The organism is Thermococcus celer Vu 13 = JCM 8558 (genome assembly GCF_002214365.1).
Lineage (GTDB): Archaea > Methanobacteriota_B > Thermococci > Thermococcales > Thermococcaceae > Thermococcus > Thermococcus celer.
Genome location: NZ_CP014854.1, coordinates 173640 through 195930 on the forward strand (window position 1 = coordinate 173640; position 22291 = coordinate 195930).

Genomic DNA, 22291 nt, shown 5'->3' on the forward strand with positions numbered 1-22291 from the left:
GGATGGAGGTGAGGAAAGTGAGCGAGAAGAAGGTTGACTTTTACGATTTCGAGGGCCTGCTCGACAAGGCTTACGAGGAACTCCCCGAGAACGTCAAGCATCACGATTCCCGTTTCGAGGTTCCCGCCGCGAGGGTCACCATAGCGGGCAACAGGACCATAATCGAGAACTTCGTGGACATGGCCGAGGCCATGAACCGAGACCCGAACCACCTGCTCAAGTTCATCCTGCGCGAGGTCGGAACCGCGGGAACCATAGAGGGCAGACGCGTCATCCTCCAGGGACGCTTCACCCCCTACCTCATAGGCAACAAGATGAAGAAGTACATCAAGGACTACGTCATCTGTCCGGTCTGTGGAAGCCCCGATACAAAGATCATCAAGAAGGGACGCTTCCACTTCCTCAAATGCGAGGCCTGCGGTGCCGAAACGCCCATCCAGCATCTTTAAAGCCTCTTTTCTTTTCCGGATTTTCGAACTAATAAAAACTCTTTTAAACTTTACAAACTACAAGCAGGCGATGCTCTCAGGTATCAGGGGGAGTTCTCATGGGCATGGAAGAGAAGGTTAGCGAACTGTATGAGAGAAAGAGGAAGGTTCTCGAAATGGGCGGCGAAAAGGCCGTCGAGAAACAGCACGCAAAGGGCAAGCTCACCGCCCGCGAGAGGATCGAGAAGCTCCTCGACCCGGGAAGCTTCGTAGAGATAGGAGCCTTCGTCAGGCACCGCGCGACGGAGTTCGGCATGGATAAGAGGGAGCTACCCGCGGACGGCGTCATCACGGGCTACGGTACCATCGATGGGAGGCTCGTCTTTGTGTTCGCCCAGGATTTCACCGTCATGGGCGGCTCCCTCGGCGAGATGCACGCGGCTAAGATCAAGCGCATCATGGAGCTGGCGCTGGAAGCGGGGGCCCCCGTTATAGGCCTCAACGATTCCGGCGGGGCGAGGATACAGGAGGGCGTCGATTCCCTGAAGGGCTACGGCGAGATCTTCAAGATGAACACCCTCCTGAGCGGCGTCGTTCCCCAGATTACGGCCATCATGGGCCCCTGTGCCGGTGGGGCCGTTTACAGCCCGGCCATAGGCGACTTCATCCTGATGGTGGACAACCCCGCGAGCTTCATGTTCATCACCGGCCCGCAGGTCGTCAAGGCCGTAACGGGCGTCGAGGTTACTCCCATACAGCTCGGTGGAGCCATGGTTCACGCCCAGCGCTCGGGACAGGCCCACCTCATCGGGAAGAGCGACGAGGAGGTTCTTGCCCTCATAAGGAGGCTCGTTGGTTACCTACCGTCCAACAACATGGAGAAGCCGCCGAGGGTCAAGACGAACGATCCCCCCTTCAGGAAGACCGAGAACCTCTACTCAATCGTCCCGGACGACCCGAACAAGGGCTACGACGTGAGGGGGGTGATATACGAGATAGTCGACAGGGACGCGAACGGGAACCCCGACTTCCTCGAGATACTGCCCTACTTCGCCCCGAACGCGGTTGTCGGCTTCGGGAGGATGAACGGGCAGACGGTCGGTATAGTGGCCAACAACCCGATACACCTTGCGGGAGTCCTCGACATAGACAGCTCCGATAAGATAGCCCGCTTCGTGAGGACCTGCGACGCCTACAACATCCCGATAGTCACGCTCGTCGACGTTCCTGGCTACCTCCCCGGGACCCAGCAGGAGTACGGGGGAATCATAAGGCACGGCGCCAAGGTCCTCTACGCCTACTCCGAGGCGACGGTTCCGATGGTCACCGTCATCCTGAGGAAGGCCTACGGTGGGGCATACCTGGCGATGGGGAGCAAGCACCTCGGCGCGGACTTCGTCTTCGCCTGGCCAACCGCGGAGATAGCCGTCATGGGGCCGGAGGGAGCGGCGAACATCATATTCAGAAAGGAGATTGCCGCGGCCGAGAACCCCGAGGAGGTCCGCCAGCAGAAGATAGCAGAGTACCGCGAGCGCTTCGCCAACCCCTACGTCGCCGCCTCGCGCGGTTACATCGACGACGTCATCGACCCGGCCGAGACGAGGGGCAGGGTGATAATGGCCCTCGAGGCGATGGAGAGCAAGCGCGTCAAGCTCCCGCCGAAGAAGCACGGCAACATACCGCTGTGAGGTGTGGGACATGGTATCCATGCAGGCGTTCATAGAGGGGCTGGACATCACCGTCCTCGGAGTCACCGTGGTCTTCGCGGTCCTCGCCATTTTAGCACTCGTCCTTTACTTCGTTGGGTGGCTGGAGAGACGGCTCATCGAGAGGGAAACGGTGGCACCTGTTCCCGCTCCGGAGGAGAAGGCCAGGGAAGAGAAGGCAGAGGAGGAGAAACCGGTCGTACCCCCGAGGGACCTCGCGGTCATAACCGCCGCTATCTTGGCCTACACGGCCGAGAAGGCCGCACAGCTCAGGCCCTTACCATTCAGGAGGAAGGTTTCAGATGCATGGCGCCTCTACGGCGTCCAGTCGAGCATGGAGGAAGTGGAGAACTTTAACTACGAACTCGGGGAGTGGTGAATATGGCGAAGGTCAAGGTCATCGTCGATGGTGTTGAGTACGAGGTCGAGGTTGAGGAACTCGGGGCCGGAGGTTTCAAGGTCGCATTTGACGGGAAGGAGTACACGGTCGAGGCCAAGGGACTGGGGATAGACGTGGGCGCCCTGAGCTCGGTTCAGGCCCCCGCTTCCTCGGTTCCAGCGCAGGTTCCAGCCGCGGCTCCCGTTGCCCCTGTTTCAACCCCCGCCCCTGCGGCTCCAGCAACTCCTTCGGCGGCTCCGGGTGGTGAGGGTGTTGTTACGGCTCCGATGCCGGGGAAGATCCTCAGGATCCTCGTGAAGGAAGGAGATTCAGTGAAAACCGGACAGGGGTTGCTCGTGTTAGAGGCAATGAAGATGGAGAACGAGATTCCATCCCCAAAAGACGGCGTAATCAAAAAAATCCTCGTAAAAGAAGGCGACACCGTGGACACGGGACAGGCACTCATAGAACTCGGGTGATGGGAGATGGCAGGACTGGAACAGGCGATAATAGACTTCTTCAGAGGCATGGGACTGCTCAACCTGACCATCGGAAACGTAATCATGATAGTGGTCGGCCTGACGCTGGTGTACCTCGCCATAAGGTACGAGATGGAGCCCCTCCTGTTGCTCCCGATAGGCATCAGCGCGGTTCTCGTTAACCTGCCCCTGAGTCACCTCGTCAACTGGCCGGTTGCACCACAGCTCCCGGAAGGGATGGAGGACAACCTGTTCGCAACCCTGAGCTATCTGAACCAGCACTACGGCCCGCCCGGGCTCTTCGATATAATCTACTACACGCTGGTGAAGACGGAGATAGTGCCCCTGCTCATATTCTTCGGCCTCGGGGCGATGACGGACTTCGGGCCGATGATAGCCGACCCCAAGACTGCCCTCCTCGGCGCGGCGGCCCAGATAGGCGTCTTCATAGCCATGCTGACCGCGGTCCTCCTGGGCTTCACCCTGCCGCAGTCGGCCTCGATAGGCATCATAGGCGGCGCCGACGGACCGACGACCATCTACCTGACCACGAAGCTGGCACCCGAGATACTCGGGGCGACGGCGGTGGCGGCTTACTCCTACATGAGCCTCGTCCCGCTCATCCAGCCGCCCGTCATAAGGGCCCTGACCAGCAGGGAGGAGAGAAGGATACGCATGGAGCAGCTCAGGCCTGTTTCCAAGAGGGAGAAGATACTCTTCCCCATAGTCAGCATGATAGTCATAGCGCTCCTCGTCCCTACCGCGGCACCGCTCGTCGGAATGCTCATGATAGGAAACCTCTTCAGGGAGAGCGGCGTCGTCGAGCGCCTGAGCCAGGCCGCACAGAACGAGCTCATGAACATCGTCACCATCTTCCTCGGACTCGGCGTCGGCTCGACCATGAGGGCGGACAGCTTCCTCACCACCCAGACCCTCGAGATACTCGGGCTCGGGATAGTCGCCTTCGCCAGCGCCACCGCCGGTGGAGTGCTCCTCGGAAAGCTCATGATGAAGCTCTCCGGAGGAAAGATAAACCCGATGATAGGCGCCGCTGGAGTCTCGGCTGTTCCAATGTCCGCCAGGGTCGTCCAGAGGATGGCCAGCGAGGAGGATCCCGGGAACTTCATCCTGATGCACGCGATGGGCCCCAACGTCGCCGGCGTCATAGGAACGGCCGTGGCGGCTGGGGTACTCCTCTCGGTTCTGGGATAGACCTTCTTCACCTTTTTGTCCATTTTTGAATGAAAAGCTTAAAATAGGGGGAGAACGCTTTAGGTTAAAGCGGTGGTGAAGGAGATGCGCGTGAAGACTCTGATGACACCGGATCCAGTCGTGATAGAACTTCCGGCGACGAGGGAATACGCCCTCGAGCTGTTCAAGAGGTATAAGGTAAGGTCATTCCCTGTCATCCACAAAAAAACAAAGACCTTCGCCGGGATCATAAGTGTAAAACGCCTTCTGCTCCACCCGGACGAGGACCAGCTCGCCATGCTGATAAGGCGGGAGGTCCCAACGGTTAAGCCCGACGACGACCTCAAAAAGGCCGTCAGGGCCATGCTCGGCATGGACTACAGGCGCGTCGTGGTGGTTGACGATGAGGGGCACGTCCTTGGGATCCTGACGGTGGGCGACATTGTGAGGCGCTACCTGGCGAAGCACGAGAAGCTGAAGAACGTGACGATCGAGAAATACTACCAGAAAAACGTCGGCGTCGTCTGGCAGGGGACACCGATAAAAGCCGCCCTCAAGGCCCTTCTCCTCTGCAACGCCATGGCGATTCCGGTTATAGACGACGAGGGCAACCTCGTGGGGATGGTGGACGAGACGGACCTCCTCAAGGACAGCGAGGTGGTCAGGGTCATGAAGCAGACCGCCCTCACGGCGTCGAGCGAGGAGGACTGGATACTCGAGAGCAACCCCACCCTGCTCTTCGAGAAGGCCGAGCTCCAGCTCCCCAAGAAGCCCGTCTCGGAGATAATGAACCGCGAACTCATCGTGGCGACGCCCCACATGAGCGTCTACGACGTCGCCCAGAAGATGTCCCAGTACCACATCGAGCAGCTGCCAGTGATAATGGGTGAGGGGGACCTCGTCGGCATCGTCAGGGACATGGACATCATAAAGGTCATCCTCAACAGGTGATCCTTTCCTTTCTTCGGCCCTTCTTGAAGGTGATGTCCGTGAGGGAGGTAAAGCTCTCGCTCTTCGGTTTTGGAAACGTGGGGAGATCCGTCGCGAGGGTTCTTCTGGAAAAGGAAGCGTTCTTCAGGGAAAGATACGGGCTGAGGTTCAGGGTGGTGAGCGTAGCGGACACCACCGCCGTCGTGTGGCTCCCCGAGGGCGTCGATTTGAGGGAGGCCCTCATCGTCAAGGAGAGCTTTGGGAGGCTATCTGAGTGGACCAACGACTACGAGGTTTACAACCTCTCCCCAGTTGGGGCGGTGGGGGAGATCGACGCCGACATCGTGGTCGACGTCACCAACGATAAAAACGCCCACACCTGGCACCTGGCCGCCCTGAGGGACGGGAAGGCTGTGGTGACGAGCAACAAACCGCCCCTGGCGTTTCACTACGCCGAGCTAACGGAAGAGGCAGGGAGGAGGGGCTTACCTTACATGTTCGAGGCCACCGTGATGGCGGGAACGCCCGTTGTGGGCCTACTCCGCGATAACCTGCTCGGCGACTCCGTGGAGGAGATAGAGGCCGTCCTGAACGCCACCACCACGTTCATCCTTAGCCGGATGGAGGAGGGACTGGATTTTGAGGGGGCCCTTAAGCGGGCGCAGGAGATGGGAATAGCCGAGAGGGATCCGAGGGGAGACGTACTCGGAACGGACGCGGGCTACAAGGCGACCATCCTCCACTGTCTCGCGTTCCACCCCATAACCTACGGGGAGGCGAGGGTGCGGGGGATAGAGGGGATAACCCTGGAAGACGTCAGACGGGCGGTGGAACGTGGAAACACCGTGAGGCTCGTGGCCGAGGTCAGGGAGGGGAAGGTTACCGTGGAACCGAGGGAGATACCGGGAGAAAGCCCGCTGGCCGTTGAGAGTCACGAGAACGTCGCGGTCATAAGAACCGACCTGCTCGGAGAGATGGTGATCAAGGGCGCTGGAGCCGGCCTGAGGGAGACGGCCAGCGGGGTCGTTAGCGACATCGTGAAGGCCTCGCTGAGGCTTGGGGGATGAGGCATGGAGCACGTTATAGCCCTCCACCAGGTCTACGCGGAGCTGATATTCCGCGGACTGAAGACGGTGGAGCTGAGGAAGGCGAGGGCGTTCGATGAGGGGGACACGGTTTTCATCTACGTGGCGAGGGGAAACCCCTACGAGCTCAGGGACACGCTGAGGAGACTCGGCCTCCACCCGGAGCAGACCCTGACGGAGAGGGGCACGATAGCGGGCGGCTTCGAGGTGGGGGAGGTCATCGAGGCCGACCCGGATACGCTGTGGGAGATGGCCGGTGAGACGAGCGGCCTGGCCCTGGTCCACGGTGAGAACGGGAAGCGCTGGCTGAAGGAGTACGTGGGGAATCGCGGGTACGCTTTCACGGTGGAGCGGCCCTTCCTCTTCAGAGAGCCGGTGAGCAGGGAGGAGATGGGGGAGAAATACGGGGTTCGCGTCGAGGGGATAATCCACCTGTCGAGGAAAACGAGAAAAGGGTGGGTCAGAGAACTCATAGAGGACCTTCTCGCGAGGGAGGCGTTCTACCTTTAACCGGGGTTTTCCTCGTCCTCAGGATCAACGCGAAGGTAAGGGCCGAGGCTCAGGCTGTCTATCTCCTCCTGCGTTAGCAGGCGGCTCTTCACCTTCTCACCTATTAACGCGCTGTTGCCGAGGGGATCCATTATCCTGACGGTCAGGGGCTTTTTACCGGTCTTCACGTCCTCTATGTACTTAAGTATCTCCTCGGCTTTCTTAACCGCCTCCTCGTCCCCCTCCTGCTCCTTGAAGCGCTCCGTCATCAGGAGGGTCTCCCTGACGCGTTCCAGGATGCCCTCGACGTTGCTGACGAAGCCCTCCGCCGCGGGCCCGGGCTCTATCCTGACGCCTATCTCCTCCAGCTCGATGGTCCCGCTCTTGCTCCTGACCACCCTCGTGAATAGGTCTTTCTCCTCCTCGACCCTTACTGTGTAGAGCCTCGGCGGTCTGTCCTCGAGCGGGATGACGTCGGCGTTCCTGTAACCGCATCTCTCGCATATTATGGTGCTCTCCATGACCTTCCCGAAGTAGGGAATCTCGTGAACGTACTGGAGGGCCTTGAGGGTGTTCTTGCCCCCACAGATCGGGCAGTCCCCCAGCCTTATCTCCTGGATCTCGCCTTCGCGCTCGGTCATCTCTCACCACCGGAGAATAGGGGGCAAGACCCTTTATAAAATCGAGGGTAGAAAAGAAAGGCCTCACTTGGCTATCCTGATGTCCGATGGCACGAGGATCAGTTTTATCTCGTGCTTGCATATTTTAGCGGCCTGTCCGCCCAGGGCGCCTACCATGCCCTTTACCTGCTCGGCGACCTTCTCGAGAACCTCAGGCTTGGCCTCCAGAGGAGTCAGATCGACGAGAACCACGTTGCCGTTCTGGAGTTCCTCGGAGATCCTCTCGAGGTCGGCGTAGCTCGTAACGACGATCTTCTTGAGGTACCGTATCTGGGGTTTGACTATCTCCTTAGCAAGAACATCCTCCTCAAGAGGAACGACATCGATGTCACGCCTGGGAGCGACCTCCTTTTTAACCACCGCGGGCGGCTTCTTCCTGGCCCTTTCTTCCCTCTTTTTAATGCTGTCAAACAGTCCCATAACCTTCCCCCCGGTTAATCGTAAGGCTGGAATTGATTTGGGCATTGGTGTTTATATCTCTTTCTGAAATTAAATGAACCCGGAGTAAACCCGGGATTTACAAATAAAGAAAGGGAGTTCATTCGGCCTTAACCGCCTCGAGAACCTTCTCCCTTATCTCCGCAGCCTTTTTGGTGGCCAGGTCAACGGCGTACATGACCTCCTCGAGCTTGAAGCTTCCGCCCTCTCCCTTCTGAACTGACGATATCATTCCGTTCTCGTCCGTGGTGACGGTTATCCTGCCGTCCATGACGCGCTCCTCGTCGAGGTTTGGATCCACGAGAATGCTCTGGCCGATCTTGGCCATCGTGACCGGGATCGGAATCCTGCGGACGGGGAGGGGCTCGTACTCGTCGAGGGTCTGAAGCTCGCCCTTCTCCTCGTCGTAGACGACCTTGGGCATCCGGGTGCTCAGCAGGGCGGCTATGGCCCCTATGCCACTCGCGTCGAGGAGGTTACCGTCGTGGTCGAGGACGTGAACATCGATGAAGACGACCCTGACGAGCTTGCCCGGGGCGATTACGAGCTTATCGAGCTCCACAGCGGCGCTCTCCCTTATTCCCCTGTCCACAACGCGCGCCAGCTCGATGGCGTTCTCATCCGGCGGGCCGGGCTCAAAGCTCGGGGAGGCGAGGGGAACGAGCTCGACGTTGGTTGTTATGACGCCGCTCTCGGGAAGGTCCGGGAAAGGCTCGCCCACGTCGACCTTTATCCCGACGAGGACCTGGGTGTTGCCGAGTTTGACCCACGCCGAACCCTCGGCCTTCTCGATTACGTTGACCTTTATCTCGAGGTCGCGGTAGTCCTCGAGGCCCCGGCCGTCTATCCTCCTCCCCTCCTTGAGGAGGTTCAGGATGTGGTCGCGCATTATGCTGGCCATCACTTCCATGTCACTCACCTCCACCGACCTCCTCCGCTATTTTGAGGTACTTCGTCTTCAGGGCCTCCCTCTGCTTCTGGTAGACCGCCTTGGCACCCTTTATCGCGAGCTTTACCGCCTCCACGAACTCGTCCTTTGTGAGGTAGCCGTCCATCTGAAGGAGGGTTATGTCGTTCTTGAGGGGCATTATGGCCACGGGAACGTCCGATTCGCCGTAGTTGTCCTCCTCCTTGTTGAGGTCGAGGACTATCTCCCCGTCTATCTTTCCTGCGGCGCATGCCGCCACGAGGTCCCTCATGGGCACACCTGCATCGGCCAGGGCCAGAGAAGCAGCCGTTATTCCAGCAACCCTCGTTCCGGCGTCGGCCTGCAGAACCTCAATGAAGACGTCCACGGCCGTTCTCGGAAACATCTCGAGGATCAAAGCCGGTTCAAGGGCGCCCCTTATGACCTTGCTTATCTCGACGCTCCTCCGATCCGGCCCGGGCTTCTTCCTCTCCTCAACGCTGAAGGGGGCCATGTTGTATCTAACGCGTAGTATGGCCCTATCGGGCCTCTGAAGGTGCTTCGGGTGGATCTCCCTCGGGCCGTAGACCGCGGCGAGGATCTTGTTCTTGCCCCACTCCACGTAGGCGGAGCCGTCGGCGTTCTTAAGCACTCCAACCTCCATCTTTATGGGTCTGAGTTCGTACTTCTTTCTCCCGTCGATTCTCCTCCCGTTCTCATCTATGAGCTTTAAACCCTCTGGCTTGCCCATCATCCTTCTTCACCCTCTCCTGTTTCCTCAATCTGGGGCACCTCATCTATCACTCCTTCCTCTTTCAGCTCCCGAAGTCTGTCCATGAGGAGTTCCTTGACCCTGTCGGTCAGTCCCCGGGTGTGGCTCTCCCTGTCCACCTTGAGTACCGCCTCTATGGCCAGCCTCTCGAGCTCCTCGTTCCTGCCGCTGACCCATACCCAGCCGTTCTGGCCGACTATTATCCTCGTGCCCGTGAGCTTCTTGATGAGGTTTATCATGGAACCGCCCTTTCCTATGAGCCTCGGCACCTTGGAGGGCGTTATCTCGACTATCTGCCCTCCCCTGAGCGGTCCACCTTTGAAGGGCATGCCCTTCGTTGTGAGGTCTATCTGGTTTATCTCGTTGTACGCCTTTATTTTAGCGTAGATTATGTCGCCGATGTCGAATATCTTCCGCAGGTCCGTCTTCAGCACGTCTATGCGCTCCTCCGTCGCGTCCTGGACGCGCAGGTTGGCCTCGTAGGGTGCCCCTATGTCCACGCTCCAGTTGGAGAACCTGACGTCGATTATCTTGCCGAGAACGTTGTCCCCGACCTCTGGAATGTACGGGCCCTCAAGCGGGATCACCCTTACAGCGTCTCCCCTGATATCAACGAGTCCAACGACGGTTGAGTATATCCTGTTGCCTTCCCTGAAGGTCCCTCTTCCGCTCTTAAACGGCCCCTGGGCGAGCAGTGTCCCAGGGACAACGAGTTCCCTACTCTTTACAAAAATCCGTCTCATAGTCCCTTCCTCTCTATCAGTTTAGTTACGGCGTTGCCCTTCGTGAGGGCGTTAAGTTTCTCATAAAACTCCCCCTCGAGTCCCCCGGGGATCTCGATGAGGAACATCCACGAGCCGTCGCTGGCCCACTCCTCGCGCTTTATCTTCCCGAACTTCCTTACCTCCCCGTAAGCTTTGCCGACGTAGTCGCCCGGTACCTTGACGGCTATTACCTTCATCTCGAGCTTTATCGGGAGGAGCGGTCTTATGGCCTTGATGACACCCGGGATCTGAGCCTCAGCGTCCTTGAACAGGTCAATGTGAACTCCAGCCTCTTCCATCGCCCGGAGGATCCTGTCAACGGGGTGAGGATAACCGGTTCTCGGGTCAACGGCGTGCCTGTGTATCACAGTGGCTATGTAACGCCTCTTCTCCTCGAGCATCTCCCTCCTCTGCTCAGCCGTCAGCTGAACCTCACCCTTTTTGAGTATTACCTTGGCCACCTCGTAGGGGTCGCTGGTGCCGAAGATCTTCTCCATCTCGTGCTCGCTGGCCTTGTCACCCTTGTGGGCGTCCTTGAAAACGTAGGGGGTGGCGAGGAGCTCCTCCATGGGAACGTCCTTGCCCTCCTTGAAGTCCCTCGCGAGGTAGGGATCGACGAGTACCTCAAAGGTCTCGCCGTGCGTCTTCAGACGGGCGATGACGGCTTTATCAACGCTTATGGGCATCGCCCGCCACCTCAGTAGTTCCGATCGAGCTCGGAGTAGTCCTCGGCCTTCTCCTCAACTTCCTCCTCCTTGGCCTCCTCGAGGATCTCGTTGAGGTAATTGGCGATGCTTTCCTTCTCGAGCTTCTTCCAGCGCTTGTCGTCCATCGTTATGTAGGCCACCTCTATGGAGTCGGCGCTCGGCTCCTCGATGGTCTTCGCGAGGGCCATTATGGCCAGCTTTATCGCCCCTTCCATGTCGAGGTCGTCGCTGTAGTGCTCCTCGAAGATGGCCATGATGGTGTTCCTTCCGCTGCCTATCGCGACGGCCTTCCACTCGAAGTAGGCCCCGCTCGGGTCCGTCTCGTAGAGCTCGGGCTTATCGTTGACGCCCGCCATGAGCAGGGCGGCACCGAAGGGCCTCACACCGCCGTACTGGGTGTGGGCCTGTTTGAGGTCGCATATCTTCTTCACCAGAACGGTGAGCGGAACGGGTTCGCCGTAGGTGAGGCGGTAAACCTGGGCCTCCAACCTGGCCCTGTCAACGAGAACCCTCGCGTCGGCGATTATACCGCTCGGGGCGGCGGCTATGTGGTCGTCTATCTGGAATATCTTCTCGTAGCTGCTCGGCTCGATGAGCTTGCTGGTTATCCTCTTCTCGACCGCGAGGACAACACCCTCCTTCCACTTGACGCCAACGGCCGTCGCTCCCTTCTTAACAGCTTCCCGGGCGTAGTTCACCTGGAAAAGCCTTCCATCAGGGCTGAAAACGGTAATGGCCCTGTCGTAACCTGCCTGTGGTGGTACAAACGCCATCTTACATCACCTCTAACGTATTATCGCAATATCCCCTGCTCCCTGCCCATAGTTCTCGGGCGGTCTAATTAAGCTTTTCTATTCGCCACGTAGCGCGAGCATCGCCATCCTTCTTGCTATCCTCCGGGCGAACTCCAGGGGAATGAACGCGACTACGAAGATCACAATCGCCAGAACAAGGGACCCCTGCCGTCCGAAGGGTTTAACGAGCATCAGGGCGAAGGCGACCAGTAGAAGGCCCAGCCCAACCATCAGAACCCTCCTGTACGCTCGCTTCATTACCTCAAGCTCTTCGTTCACGGTTCCCACCGAGGCCTTTTTATTCCGAACGTGTTTTAAGCCTTTGGTGCTGCCGATGAAGTGTCCGTTCTGCAATCCAGAACCCGGAGTGGTTCTCCACGAGGACGGGCTGATAAGGGTACTGCTGGACTCGTATCCCGCAAGCAGAGGGCACCTGCTCGTAGTTCCAAGGAGACACGTCGAGAGCTGGTGGGAGCTGAGCGGGGAGGAGAAAAGCGCCCTGATGGCGGGAATGGAACTGGCGATGGAGAAGCTCAGGGAAACGCTGAGACCGGACGCCTTCAACGTGGGCATGAACCTCGGAAAGGCGGCGGGGCAGACGGTTCCCCATCTCCACCTCCACGTCATCCCGCGGTGGGAAGGGGACTGCAACCATCCCCGGGGTGGCGTCAGGAAGGCCGTGCTCGACGTCGCGGACGAGAACCTCGATCTAAGGGAGCGGTGGGTGAGGAACGGGCTTACGGAAAAAGAAGTGGAGCGGCTGAGAAGAGCTTTTAAGCCTTGAAGTGAGATAATCGGGCTCAGTAGGTGTGCGCATCCGTGTTCCTCAGGAGCTCGAGCAGTTTCAAGAACCTCTCGAGTTCCTCCTTCGAGAAGTGTTCCTCTGCCTCGTCCTCGGGATCGAGCCTGCTCAGACCCTCCCTCACCTTCATCAGGTCGTCCAGATCCTCCTGAAGCTCCAAGGCGCGCTGGGTGAATTCGTAGCTCGTGTAAGGGCTCTCAAAGGTTCTGTTCGAGTTGGCTATTATCGCTATCTTCAGGTTTGCTATCGTCTCGTCCACCAGTTCGATGAGTTCCCCGACCTTCATTTCCATCACGTTATGAGGTACGCGCCCGACTATTTAAGGCTTCTACGACGACGGGACGAAGCGGAGGTAACCCCCGCTCTGTAGGCGATGGCGTCACCGTTTTCGAAAATTTTTCATCAAACCCCCGAGGTTTCTGAGCATAGAGTTTTAACCCTCGAGGAGGATACCCTACGGTGGTCATCGTGGAAGCGGTTGGGGCTCATCCTTCTGATTCACCAAAGCTGAAATCTGGAAAGCGCGAGAAAAAGCTCCTCATGGGGAACGAGGCCATAGCCTACGGTGCCCTCGAGAGCGGCGTTGTTTTCGCAACCGGTTACCCGGGAACGCCCTCGACGGAGATCGTGGAGACCATAGCGAGGCTCAAACCGGAGGTCTTCGCCGAGTGGGCGCCCAACGAGAAGGTGGCCCTCGAGGAGGCGGCGGGGGTCGCCTACACCGGCCTTCGAGCCTTGGTAACCATGAAGTGCGTCGGCCTCAACGTCGCGGCGGATCCGCTGATGAGTCTGGCCTACTCGGGCGTCGAGGGCGGACTCGTCGTTCTCGTTGCCGACGACCCCGGGCCGCACACCAGCCAGACCGAGCAGGACGACCGCTACTACGGAAAGCTCTCGCTCCTGCCGGTTCTCGAACCGTCTGATCCCCAGGAGGCCCACGACCTGATCATCTACGCCTACGAGCTGAGCGAGAGGTACAAGGTTCCCGTCATCTTCAGGACAACCACGAGGGTGAACCACACGACCGCGGACGTTGAGGTGGGAGGGTTCGTCGAGCTCGACAGAAAGCCGGTCTTCAAGAAGGACATCGAGCGCTACGTGAGGGCCAGCATGGAGGGCAACAGGAAGAGGCATAGATGGCTCAACGAGACGCTGATGAAAATAGAGGAGGAGTTCAACTCGACCCCCTTCAACCGGATTGAGGGGGAGGGAAGGATCGGAATCATAGTCGAGGGGGCCCCCTACAACTACGTGAGGGAGATCCTGCCCAGGATCAACGGTGATTTCAGGGTTCTCAAGCTCTCGACGCCTCACCCGCTCCCGAGGAAGCTGATCACGGATTTTCTGAGGGAAGTTGATTCGGCGATTGTTATCGAGGAGGGGGCACCGTTCCTCGAGGAGGAGGTCAAGGTCGCGGCCTACGAGGCAGGCCTTAGCGTTCCGATACACGGCAAGAGGACCGGCCACCTCCCGCTCGAGGGGGAGCTGACGCCCTCGCTGGTCGAGAACGCGCTCTTGAAGCTTATCGGTGAGGAGAAGGAGGCCTACGAGAAGCCCGAGGAGGTCAAACTGGCGGAGAGCCTCGCCCCGAAGAGGCCGCCCGTGATGTGCCCCGGCTGTCCCCACAGGGGTAGTTACCGCGCCGCCCTCGACGCGCTCAGGGACCTAAAGCTCGGCCGCTACTCAGTCCCGATACACGGCGACATAGGCTGTTACGCCCTCTCCCTCCTCCCGCCGCTCGAGGCCATCTGGACGGAGTACGTCATGGGCGCGAGCATAAGCCTTGCCAACGGCCAGAGCATCGCCATGGGCAAGAAGATAATCGCGACCATCGGCGACTCCACCTTCTTCCACAACGGGATCCAGCCGCTGGTTGATGCGGTCTACAAGAACCTGAACGTCCTCGTCATGATACTCGACAACAGGACGACGGCGATGACGGGCCACCAGCCCCACCCCGGAACGGGCGGGAGCGAAACGGGCAGGAAGTTCAACGAGATAGACATCGAATCGCTGGTTAAGGCCCTCGGGGTGAGGTACGTCAGGACCGTTGACCCCTACGACCTAAAGGCCACGAGGGAGGCCATAAAAGAGGCCATGAAGGTCGAGGGGCCGGCGGTGATAATCGCCAAGAGGGAGTGCGTCATACCCGTGATAAGGCGCGGGGAGGTGGGTGAGAAGCCCGTCGTCGTCGAGGACAAGTGCACGGGCTGTAAAGCCTGCATCCTCCTCACCGGCTGTCCCGCCCTCGTCTACGACCCCGCCACAAAGAAGGTCAGGATAGACCCCCTGCTCTGCACGGGCTGCGGCGTCTGCAACCAAGTTTGTCCCTTCGACGCCATAGAGTTCCCGAGCGAGCTGGAGGAGAATCGGTGACGGCCTTGCGGCCGTCCTCTTTTCTTCGTCTTTACGCTGGCCTTAACTCCCCAGCAGGGGATTAAAAACCTCAGAGACATTATAAAACGCTGAAACCCTTCCATCACTCCCTCCAAGCCTCGAGGACCATGTAGCGCCTCACGAGGGGGTTGGGGTACAGCTCCCAGCCGATTCCGTCCGTTTCAGCCTCGACCTCTCCGAAGAGGCCGCCCTCCCTCGAGTCGAGGCTCTCGCCGCGGATCCTTCCGGGGCGAAGCTCCACCCGCATGTACCTCGGCAGGCCGACGATGACCTTCCCATGCTCCCTGGCGTAGTCGATGGCCCACTTCGCGGTGTAGATCCCGGAGTAGATCTCGGCTATCCTCACGGGAACGCTCGATTTCCCTATTGCTACGATATCTATCCCGGTCTCCTCCCAGAGCCTCCTGGCCAGGGGCCGAAGTTCCTTCGCCAGGTCCTTCCAGACCTCTTTACCCCTGTCGGTTATGGTCAGCGCCTCAATCGTCGGCTCGTCGAGCTTCCTGACCTCTACCCCCCCGATGGTGGAATCGAGGTGAATCACCTCGGGCTTTACCTCCCTCGCGAGCTCCACAGCCAGAAACGCCTCATCTTTAACGGCCTGCCTTCCGCTCATGTCGTAGTCGAAGGGATTAGCGTACCTAACGACGCTCAGCGTTGCGGTCCTGTAGGGCTTCTCCACGAGCACCGCGGCGGTGGCTATCAAACCGACCGGCTCGTAGTCCTCCGTCAGCAGTGCGCCCCCGGTGTCAGCGGCCACTATCCTCATCGCAACCACCGTTAAGGACCAATTACCAATATACGATTGAGTCGAAAGTTGGTTAGGGTGATAACGTTGAACGCTTCGGATAACGTGGTTTATGAAGCTTTGGGTTTTTACGTGGATAATCTCTGCGGTTCAATCTTCCTCGGAATGGCGAGGGGAGAGGCCGTTCTGTACAGGGATGGCACGCATCCACTGACCCCCGTGGGCAAACCCCCTCTCCTCAGCCTGTTCTACTCCAGGGGTAAACTGGAGGTAACAGGGATATGGAAGGAGGGGGGCGGGAGTGGGGCGTTCCTTCTGAGGATGGTTCCCTCGGAAGTCAAATCTGAATCCGGAGGGATCATACGAATGACCTTCCGCCCGCGAGATGGAGGGCTGGTCCTGGTTACCCTGTACGGAAACAGAGGGCTGGCAGGGACGCTTGAAAGGGCGGTGAGGGACTGCCTGAAGGAAGAACAAAAGGGAGAAAGGATACTGTCCTCGATGCATCCTGAAGGGGACTGATTCGGCACACACCAACGGAAATTCGGAGGGAATCAGCCCTACCGCCCGGTATCTGGGAGAGAATCAAGGAGTTTCTTCACCTCTATCCGTAGGGAGCCCAGGGTTTCTTCATCGGGAGTCGTAAGTCCCTCGTAACGCGAGATTAGACCGTACACATCGGGATGTCTGCTCCTGAGGATGCCTATAAGCTCCCCCGCGGGCATGAGGAGTCCGGTGTCGAGATAGACGAGGTAAGCCCCGATGGTGTAGAGGGCGTCCATGCAGGCTGTGTAGGCCATATCAAGCCGCTTTTCTTCCAGGTAGTGATCTGCACGACGTATGTAGGTCAGAACCTTCTCCATCAGCTCCTTCTCCATCTCTCCCACCGCGCATATTTTATAAGGAAAGGCCTAATAAATCCCTCGATGGGTCATGAAAGTCGAGGGTGCCGTCTGGGCCGCAACGGTTCTCCTGATAATCTACCTCGCGTGGAGAACGGTTGGCCCGCTGATAACTCCGATATTCTTCGCCCTGATACTGGCCTACGCGGCCTACCCGATACACAAACGGCTGAGCCCCAGGATCGGCGAGGTGGGCTCAGCGCTGGCCCTGACGGTGTTGATAGTCGGTCTCGGCGGTTTGATCACCTTCGAGCTCCTGATGGTGTCCGTTCAGGTCGCGGCCTCCCTCTACGGGAGCGTCGTTGAGTTCCTCGGCTGGCTCATGAACCAGCCCCTACCACCGAAGATCCTCGACTTCCTCGGGAGCTTCTCCAACCAGCTGATCCCGAAGCTTTCGGAGTACATATCAAAACGGGCCTTCTCCATTCCAACCTATCTCTTACAGCTCCTCGTCTTCCTCTTCACGTTCTACTACGCCCTGGCCTTCTCCCGCGAGATAACCGAGGAGATACGCCTGCTCATTCCGGAGAGAAACCGCCGCCTCGGAGAACAGATACTGGAGAGCCTCAATAAAACACTTGGCGCCCTGGTGAGGGCCTGGCTCGTCCTCAACGTCATGAAGGGCTTCCTGATGACGCTCGGGTTCATTATCTTCGGCGTCTCCGACCTCTACACGGCGATAGTGGCGGGTTTCCTGACCTTCGTCTTCTCCTTTGTCCCCCTCTTCGAGGGCTGGATGATATGGCTCATCGCCGGGGCGTACTTCGCCAAGGAGGGCATGTACCTGCACGCGGTTGGCATCTCGCTCTACGGCTTCCTCCTTGTCTCACCGATGCCCGACTACACGGTGAGGCCCATGATGGTGGCGAAAGACGCCAACCTCGACGAGACCCTCGTCTTCATAGGGATGGTCGGCGGAACCTGGGCCATGGGCGTGAAGGGACTGATAATAGGCCCGATAGTCCTTAACCTCCTCCTCGTGCTCCTGAAGGAGTGGAAGGGGGAGCTATCTAAAGAACCCTCACGCCCGCTTCCTCAAGCTCCCTCAAAGCCCGCTCCTCGTCCTCAGGCCTGATGCCCTTCACCGCATCCCGCAGAAGGTAGACCTCGAAGCCGAGTTTAACCGCGTCCAGGGCGGTTGCCCTCACGCAGTACTCGGTCGCAACACCGCAGATGTAAACCCTCTTAACACCGCGTTTTTTGAGGATTTCGGCCAGCCCCGTACCCTCGAAACCGGAGTATGCTTCCTTATCGGGCTCGGTGGCCTTCGAGACGATGACGGCGTCCGCCGGCAACTCCACCACGAACTCGGCCCCCTCCGTCCCCCGGACGCAGTGCTTCGGCCACGGGCCTCCCCTCTCTTTGAAGCTGATGTGGTTCTCAGGATGCCAGTCGCGGGTGGCCACTACCAGAGCCCCCCTCTCCATGAAGGCCTTGATGTATTCGTTGCACCGGGGGATTATCCTATCCCCCTCCGGAACCGGCAGAGCACCGCCGGGCATGAAATCGCGCTGCATGTCCACAACTATCAACGCCTCCTCGGGCATTTCCATCACCGAAGATAGATTCGCGTGAGGGGTTAAAACCGTTATCTAAAGGGGCCCCGTTACGAAGCTCCGGTCAGGTGAAGGGCATCAGAACTAAAGCTCGAGCCTCTCGCGGAAGCGGGACATGTCAACGCCCTTGTCCATGCCGAAGAGGTAAGCCAGAACCCTCTCGTCGAGGTCGCCGTAGCGTTCGCGCATCGCCCTTATCCCCTCGATGACGTCCTCCACCTCCCAGCCGAGGACGGAGGCGATGTAATCCACCATCTCGCCGAAAATGTCCTCGCTTCTCTTCTCCTCGCCCAGAAGGGCCTCGTTCACGACGAGCCTCCCGTTTCGCTCTTCGATAAGGCCCCCCTCTATGGACCTCGCTATGAGCTCCTTGGCCGACTTAACGTCCATTATGCGAAGGGTGAAGGCGAGTATCCCGACGAGCTCGCTTCGCGTGAACTCAGCCGAACCCTTATGCTCAACGGCCCTCTTGAGCGGGTGCAAGCTATCACCTGACCTTTTTAGGGTTCCGGAATAAATAAACCTTTCCCGTTAACGGTTTAAACCAGTATGATCTTTGGTTTGTATAATATTGTCAAAACTCTGGTTCCATCCCGAGGTGTTCTCCGGCGTGTTTTCTTTCGATCTACATCGCTCAGGTATCCTCTTTGGGTCACTCAACCTCCGGGCATTTCATCAGGCGCGCACCTGCTTTTTATCCTCTTTTTGTTCCATCTTTCTAAGGTCTTCGTATCCACCCTAATCCTCTCAGTCCTTGAGAGTTCATTAACTCCAAACTTCTCTTTAGCTCATGCCACACCAGGATACATGGATGCTCTTACAGGATTGTGGAGAGGATTAGAATGGCTTCATGCCGAAGTTGGAATCGCATTTGGAGTTGATAGACCAGGCAGAAGCCATATTGATGGAGTTAAATTATCAAATAAAGGGATACTGGTCCCCAGGATCTTTACGTGGTTGCAATATCGAATCTTAATGATAAATTTTGGATTATCATAGGCAAAGAAGATAAAAGTGTTATCACCACAGTCATCCCATGGTGGTGAAGGTGGAGCAGAGAACCCACAGGTTAGCGTCCGAAAGGCTCGTTGGGAAGCCCGTCAGGATAGAGAAAAACCACGCGGAAGTCCTGTTGAAGACCACGGAGGAGATGGCCGTCGACGATTACGGGCTGGTCCACGGCGGCTTCACCTTTGGACTGGCGGACTACGCGGCCATGCTCGCCGTTAACGAGCCGACCGTCGTCCTCGGAAAGGCAGAGGTGAGGTTCCTGAGGCCCGTGAAAGCTGGAGACGAACTGCTCGCGAGGGCGGAAGTTACGGAGGACCTCGGGAGGAAGAAGGTGGTGAAGGCCGAGGTCTTCAGGGACGAGGAGAAGGTCTTCGAGGGAACCTTCCACTGCTACGTGCTTGAGAGGCACGTCCTCGGATGACCAAAATTTTTTAAGCCCTAATATCGTGTTTCGATATCGGTGTTCGATATGAAGTACCGGGATTTCCTGACCCTGCACGTCCTCCACCACGCGAACGAGGGGCCCGTGACGGGTTCCTTCATGATGGAAGAACTGAGAAGACACGGCTACCGTGTAAGCCCCGGTACCATCTACCCCCTCCTCCACTCCCTTGAGGGGAAAGGCCTCCTGAAGGGCCACCGGGAGGTCAGGAATGGGAGGCGGGTTCGGATCTATGAGATAACGGAAAGGGGAAAAAAAGTATTGGAAGAAGGCAGGAAAAAGCTTAGGGAACTGTGTAAGGAACTCCTGGAGGAATGAGAGATGGGGAATGAAGAAAAGAGGATCTTCGGCGTCAGCTGGACCGTCTTCATGCTCGGAATAGTCAGCTTCCTCAACGACATGAGCAGCGAGATGATAATACCCATTATGCCGAGCTACCTGACCGAGGTACTCGACGCTGGCAAACTCCTCAGCGGCTCGGTCATGGGCGCTATAGAGAGCATGAGCTCGCTCTTCAAGGTCGCCTTCGGCTACGTGAGCGACCGCTTCAGAAAGCGGAAGGTTTTTGTCTTTACGGGCTACGCCCTCTCCACCCTCGCCAAGGGAGCCCTCGCGTTCACCCGCTACTGGTGGGACTTCCTCATAATGAGGACCCTGGACAGGGTGGGCAAGGGAATACGAACCGCCCCGAGGGACGCGTTGATAGCCGAGTCGAGCGAGAAGGGAAAGACCGGGAGATCCTTCGGCTTCCACAGGATGATGGACACCCTCGGCGCCGTCGCAGGCCCACTGGTGGCGATAGGCTTAATCGAGCTCCTCAAAGGGCTTCCCGCCGAAAGGGCCTACCGCTACATCTTCCTGCTCTCGGCCGTACCCGGGATAATATCGCTTCTCGTGATAGCCCTCTTCGTAAGGGACAGGGGCGGTGAGGTCAAGAAGAAGATAAAGGGCATATCAACGCTAAAAGATAGGAACCTGCAGCTCTTCCTGACAGTCGTCGCGATCGGTGCCCTCGGGAGGTACAGCTACGCGTTCACGATGTGGAAGGCGCAGGAACTCGGCTACTCAATCGTCCAGAGCATAGCCTTCTACGCCCTCTTCAACCTCGTCTACGCCCTCTCGGCATACCCAATCGGAACTTACTCGGACGGCTTTGGCAAAAAGAGGATGATAACCCTCGGCTTCGGGGTCGCGGCCCTCGCCGCCCTCGCCTTCGCCTACGCCCGGGACCTCTACACCCTCCTCCTCGCCTTCGCGGTCTACGGCGTCTACATCGCCATCGAGGACACGGTTCCGAGGGCCTACATGGCTGACCTCGCGAGGGAGTACGAGAAGGGGACGGTGATAGGGGCCTACCACACCGTCTTCGGCGTCTTCGTCTTCCCCGCCTCGGTCATAGCGGGCTTTCTGTGGCAGAGTTATTCACTGACGAGCGCGTTCACCTTTTCAGCCCTGATGAACGTCGTTGCGATGGTTCTGATGGCGTTCGTTAGGGAGGGCTGAGCCTTTCCTCTATTTTTGGATTGACTCCCTTTACTCCCTTAGAACCGACAAAAAGGGCAGGAACAAAGGGAAAAATCAGGCGCCGAGCTTTTCAAGCTCCTCCTTTCCTATCAACAGCGGCCTGGCAGACTCGATGACGTAGCTCAGCTCCCACTTAACCTCACCGCGGCTCATGAGCTCGGCGTAGCGCTTCGCCATCTTTTCCGCTTCCTCGAGTGAGGGAGCCTCCACGATCCTCCTCACGTACCACTTCATGTCGCCGAAGCGAAGCTTGAACTCCGCCATGTACATGGGCACCACCGGAGGGAGTTGGAGGGGAAGTATAAAAACCTAAGGCTCCATCGCCCTGTAGACTTCGCCATCCCGAACCGCTTCGAAGACCTTTCCGCCCCCTTTGGTTCTCAATTCGACGATTACCCTCTCGGGCTCTCTTTCGACCTCTTCCTCGACCTTCCTCCCGCTCAGCACCTGGATGAAGGCATCGCCGAGCCGCTCGAACTCGAACACGAGGGCATCGTCCTCCCAGCGGTGGCCGCGGTAAGAAACGCCGCCCATCCTGAAGGTAACCTCAAGAACGATTCTCATCAACATTCCTCCAAACGTTTACATCACCACATCGGGGTTGAGGGTTAAAAAGGTTGTCTAAGGGGAGGAGCGCAGGGACCAGCGTTCAACATGGCGAGCTTTCAAAAGAGACGGGATGGTCCATTTTCCTTAATCGAAGTGGGAGATGATAGCGCCCCACAAAATTAGGCTAAGAACGGATTAAAACCGGAAATCAGAACCATGTGCAAACAGTTAATATTTAACCTAAAGATACGAAATAAAAGTTCCGAACTAATCTATTCCAAAAAATTTATAGAGTGGCAAAGTAAACATGGGTTGGGGACGTGATAGTCGGGTACAGGATAAACGGGATCGAGCTCTCACCGAGTTACGAGTTCGAGAACCTGGCGAGGCTTTACGTTGTCAGCGTCCCCGCGCCATCCAGCACGTCAACCGGCACGCATGTTCATTCAGCGTCCCCCGAGGGCACACCGTCAACCTGTAATGGGAGGTCCAGCCCTTACTGGATCCTCCCCGTTGCGATTATTCTAACGCTCGTACTGGCGCTGGCGTACTACAGAAAGACGAAGAGGGGAGAGAAGGAAAAGGACAAAGGTCCGTGAGCGGAATAGAGTTTC

31 protein-coding genes are annotated in these 22291 nt (G+C 58.1%); 16 read left to right on the forward strand and 15 right to left on the reverse strand.

Annotated features, from left to right (window positions below):
• Window positions 1-2 precede the first annotated feature (2 nt).
• From A3L02_RS01030 to A3L02_RS01065, 8 genes are all read left to right on the forward strand, one after another.
• Complete coding sequence (locus A3L02_RS01030) at window positions 3-449, forward strand: translation initiation factor IF-2 subunit beta (protein ID WP_088862217.1); 447 nt, start codon at window positions 3-5, stop codon at window positions 447-449.
• 98 nt (window positions 450-547) lie between these two features.
• Window positions 548-2116, forward strand: a complete 1569-nt coding sequence (locus tag A3L02_RS01035) for a carboxyl transferase domain-containing protein (RefSeq protein WP_088862218.1) — start codon at window positions 548-550, stop codon at window positions 2114-2116.
• 19 nt (window positions 2117-2135) lie between these two features.
• Window positions 2136-2513, forward strand: coding sequence for an OadG family protein (locus A3L02_RS01040; protein WP_088863795.1), 378 nt, complete (start codon window positions 2136-2138; stop codon window positions 2511-2513).
• 2 nt (window positions 2514-2515) lie between these two features.
• Entirely contained in the window at window positions 2516-2992 is a 477-nt protein-coding gene (locus A3L02_RS01045; RefSeq protein WP_088862219.1) for an acetyl-CoA carboxylase biotin carboxyl carrier protein subunit, read from the forward strand.
• 6 nt (window positions 2993-2998) lie between these two features.
• Window positions 2999-4204, forward strand: coding sequence for a sodium ion-translocating decarboxylase subunit beta (locus A3L02_RS01050; RefSeq protein ID WP_088862220.1), 1206 nt, complete (start codon window positions 2999-3001; stop codon window positions 4202-4204).
• An 84-nt stretch (window positions 4205-4288) separates the two neighbouring features.
• Entirely contained in the window at window positions 4289-5134 is an 846-nt protein-coding gene (locus A3L02_RS01055) for a CBS domain-containing protein (protein ID WP_088862221.1), read from the forward strand.
• 32 nt (window positions 5135-5166) lie between these two features.
• Window positions 5167-6180: a homoserine dehydrogenase gene (locus A3L02_RS01060; protein WP_394335148.1), complete on the forward strand. Its 1014-nt coding sequence runs from the start codon at window positions 5167-5169 to the stop codon at window positions 6178-6180.
• Between the two features lie 3 nt (window positions 6181-6183).
• A complete protein-coding gene (locus A3L02_RS01065; protein WP_088862223.1) occupies window positions 6184-6708 on the forward strand; it encodes an ASCH domain-containing protein in 525 nt (174 codons plus the stop codon).
• On the opposite strand, the gene A3L02_RS01070 is transcribed toward A3L02_RS01065, so the two are convergent.
• The 8 genes from A3L02_RS01070 to A3L02_RS01105 form a co-directional block, all read right to left on the reverse strand.
• Window positions 6705-7328 (reverse strand): ZPR1 zinc finger domain-containing protein, encoded by a 624-nt coding sequence (locus A3L02_RS01070; protein ID WP_088862224.1) that lies wholly within the window; start codon window positions 7326-7328, stop codon window positions 6705-6707. The two genes, A3L02_RS01065 and A3L02_RS01070, sit on opposite strands and share 4 nt — an antisense overlap.
• Before the next feature lie 63 nt (window positions 7329-7391).
• Complete coding sequence (locus tag A3L02_RS01075) at window positions 7392-7787, reverse strand: cell division protein SepF (RefSeq protein ID WP_088862225.1); 396 nt, start codon at window positions 7785-7787, stop codon at window positions 7392-7394.
• A gap of 118 nt (window positions 7788-7905) precedes the next feature.
• Complete coding sequence (rrp42, locus tag A3L02_RS01080; RefSeq protein ID WP_088862226.1) at window positions 7906-8715, reverse strand: exosome complex protein Rrp42; 810 nt, start codon at window positions 8713-8715, stop codon at window positions 7906-7908.
• Window position 8716: 1 nt separating this feature from the next.
• Window positions 8717-9466, reverse strand: a complete 750-nt coding sequence (gene rrp41 / locus A3L02_RS01085; RefSeq protein ID WP_088862227.1) for an exosome complex exonuclease Rrp41 — start codon at window positions 9464-9466, stop codon at window positions 8717-8719.
• Window positions 9463-10227, reverse strand: a complete 765-nt coding sequence (gene rrp4, locus A3L02_RS01090; RefSeq protein WP_088862228.1) for an exosome complex RNA-binding protein Rrp4 — start codon at window positions 10225-10227, stop codon at window positions 9463-9465. Before rrp4 ends, rrp41 begins: the two co-directional genes overlap by 4 nt.
• Complete coding sequence (locus A3L02_RS01095; protein WP_088862229.1) at window positions 10224-10934, reverse strand: ribosome assembly factor SBDS; 711 nt, start codon at window positions 10932-10934, stop codon at window positions 10224-10226. Before A3L02_RS01095 ends, rrp4 begins: the two co-directional genes overlap by 4 nt.
• Window positions 10935-10945: 11 nt before the next feature.
• Complete coding sequence (gene psmA / locus A3L02_RS01100) at window positions 10946-11728, reverse strand: archaeal proteasome endopeptidase complex subunit alpha (protein ID WP_088862230.1); 783 nt, start codon at window positions 11726-11728, stop codon at window positions 10946-10948.
• Between the two features lie 78 nt (window positions 11729-11806).
• Window positions 11807-12037: a hypothetical protein gene (locus tag A3L02_RS01105; protein WP_335755128.1), complete on the reverse strand. Its 231-nt coding sequence runs from the start codon at window positions 12035-12037 to the stop codon at window positions 11807-11809.
• Window positions 12038-12083: 46 nt separating this feature from the next.
• On the opposite strand from A3L02_RS01105, the gene A3L02_RS01110 reads away from it, so the two are divergent.
• The gene (locus A3L02_RS01110; protein ID WP_088862232.1) at window positions 12084-12533 is read left to right on the forward strand and encodes an HIT family protein; all 450 of its coding nucleotides are present in this window, start codon (window positions 12084-12086) and stop codon (window positions 12531-12533) included.
• Window positions 12534-12549: 16 nt separating this feature from the next.
• On the opposite strand, the gene A3L02_RS01115 is transcribed toward A3L02_RS01110, so the two are convergent.
• A complete protein-coding gene (locus A3L02_RS01115; protein WP_394335157.1) occupies window positions 12550-12843 on the reverse strand; it encodes a hypothetical protein in 294 nt (97 codons plus the stop codon).
• 248 nt (window positions 12844-13091) lie between these two features.
• Here A3L02_RS01115 and iorA point away from each other — a divergent pair, with 248 nt between their 5' ends.
• Window positions 13092-14927: an indolepyruvate ferredoxin oxidoreductase subunit alpha gene (iorA, locus tag A3L02_RS01120; protein ID WP_394335158.1), complete on the forward strand. Its 1836-nt coding sequence runs from the start codon at window positions 13092-13094 to the stop codon at window positions 14925-14927.
• 103 nt (window positions 14928-15030) lie between these two features.
• On the opposite strand, the gene A3L02_RS01125 is transcribed toward iorA, so the two are convergent.
• Window positions 15031-15714: a DUF4152 family protein gene (locus A3L02_RS01125; protein WP_088862234.1), complete on the reverse strand. Its 684-nt coding sequence runs from the start codon at window positions 15712-15714 to the stop codon at window positions 15031-15033.
• Between the two features lie 66 nt (window positions 15715-15780).
• Between A3L02_RS01125 and A3L02_RS01130 the strand changes: the two genes are divergently transcribed.
• The gene (locus tag A3L02_RS01130; protein ID WP_088862235.1) at window positions 15781-16215 is read left to right on the forward strand and encodes a hypothetical protein; all 435 of its coding nucleotides are present in this window, start codon (window positions 15781-15783) and stop codon (window positions 16213-16215) included.
• Window positions 16216-16253: 38 nt separating this feature from the next.
• Here A3L02_RS01130 and A3L02_RS01135 read toward each other — a convergent pair whose 3' ends face one another.
• Entirely contained in the window at window positions 16254-16571 is a 318-nt protein-coding gene (locus tag A3L02_RS01135; RefSeq protein WP_088862236.1) for a hypothetical protein, read from the reverse strand.
• A gap of 55 nt (window positions 16572-16626) precedes the next feature.
• Here A3L02_RS01135 and A3L02_RS01140 point away from each other — a divergent pair, with 55 nt between their 5' ends.
• On the forward strand, window positions 16627-17670 hold the full coding sequence (locus A3L02_RS01140) for an AI-2E family transporter (RefSeq protein WP_088862237.1): 1044 nt from the start codon (window positions 16627-16629) through the stop codon (window positions 17668-17670).
• Here A3L02_RS01140 and A3L02_RS01145 read toward each other — a convergent pair.
• Together A3L02_RS01145 and A3L02_RS01150 are read right to left on the reverse strand one after the other, a co-directional pair.
• The gene (locus tag A3L02_RS01145) at window positions 17606-18142 is read right to left on the reverse strand and encodes a nicotinamidase (RefSeq protein ID WP_088862238.1); all 537 of its coding nucleotides are present in this window, start codon (window positions 18140-18142) and stop codon (window positions 17606-17608) included. The genes A3L02_RS01140 and A3L02_RS01145 overlap by 65 nt on opposite strands.
• A 93-nt stretch (window positions 18143-18235) precedes the next feature.
• Window positions 18236-18634 carry a DUF2240 family protein gene (locus A3L02_RS01150; RefSeq protein ID WP_088862239.1) on the reverse strand — a complete coding sequence of 133 codons (399 nt, stop codon included), beginning with the start codon at window positions 18632-18634 and terminating at the stop codon, window positions 18236-18238.
• Window positions 18635-19199: 565 nt separating this feature from the next.
• On the opposite strand from A3L02_RS01150, the gene A3L02_RS01155 reads away from it, so the two are divergent.
• Genes A3L02_RS01155 through A3L02_RS01165 form a run of 3 tightly spaced genes read left to right on the forward strand, consistent with a single transcriptional unit; the run spans window position 19200 to window position 21107 of the window.
• Window positions 19200-19583 (forward strand): PaaI family thioesterase, encoded by a 384-nt coding sequence (locus A3L02_RS01155; RefSeq protein ID WP_088862240.1) that lies wholly within the window; start codon window positions 19200-19202, stop codon window positions 19581-19583.
• Between the two features lie 48 nt (window positions 19584-19631).
• The gene (locus tag A3L02_RS01160) at window positions 19632-19922 is read left to right on the forward strand and encodes a PadR family transcriptional regulator (protein WP_088862241.1); all 291 of its coding nucleotides are present in this window, start codon (window positions 19632-19634) and stop codon (window positions 19920-19922) included.
• A gap of 3 nt (window positions 19923-19925) precedes the next feature.
• A complete protein-coding gene (locus A3L02_RS01165) occupies window positions 19926-21107 on the forward strand; it encodes an MFS transporter (protein ID WP_088862242.1) in 1182 nt (393 codons plus the stop codon).
• Window positions 21108-21182: 75 nt separating this feature from the next.
• Here A3L02_RS01165 and A3L02_RS01170 read toward each other — a convergent pair whose 3' ends face one another.
• Window positions 21183-21398: a hypothetical protein gene (locus tag A3L02_RS01170; protein WP_054833773.1), complete on the reverse strand. Its 216-nt coding sequence runs from the start codon at window positions 21396-21398 to the stop codon at window positions 21183-21185.
• Between the two features lie 39 nt (window positions 21399-21437).
• Window positions 21438-21692, reverse strand: coding sequence for a hypothetical protein (locus A3L02_RS01175; protein WP_088862243.1), 255 nt, complete (start codon window positions 21690-21692; stop codon window positions 21438-21440).
• A gap of 305 nt (window positions 21693-21997) precedes the next feature.
• Here A3L02_RS01175 and A3L02_RS01180 point away from each other — a divergent pair, with 305 nt between their 5' ends.
• Window positions 21998-22276 carry a hypothetical protein gene (locus tag A3L02_RS01180; protein ID WP_088862244.1) on the forward strand — a complete coding sequence of 93 codons (279 nt, stop codon included), beginning with the start codon at window positions 21998-22000 and terminating at the stop codon, window positions 22274-22276.
• The last annotated feature ends 15 nt before the right edge of the window (window positions 22277-22291 follow it).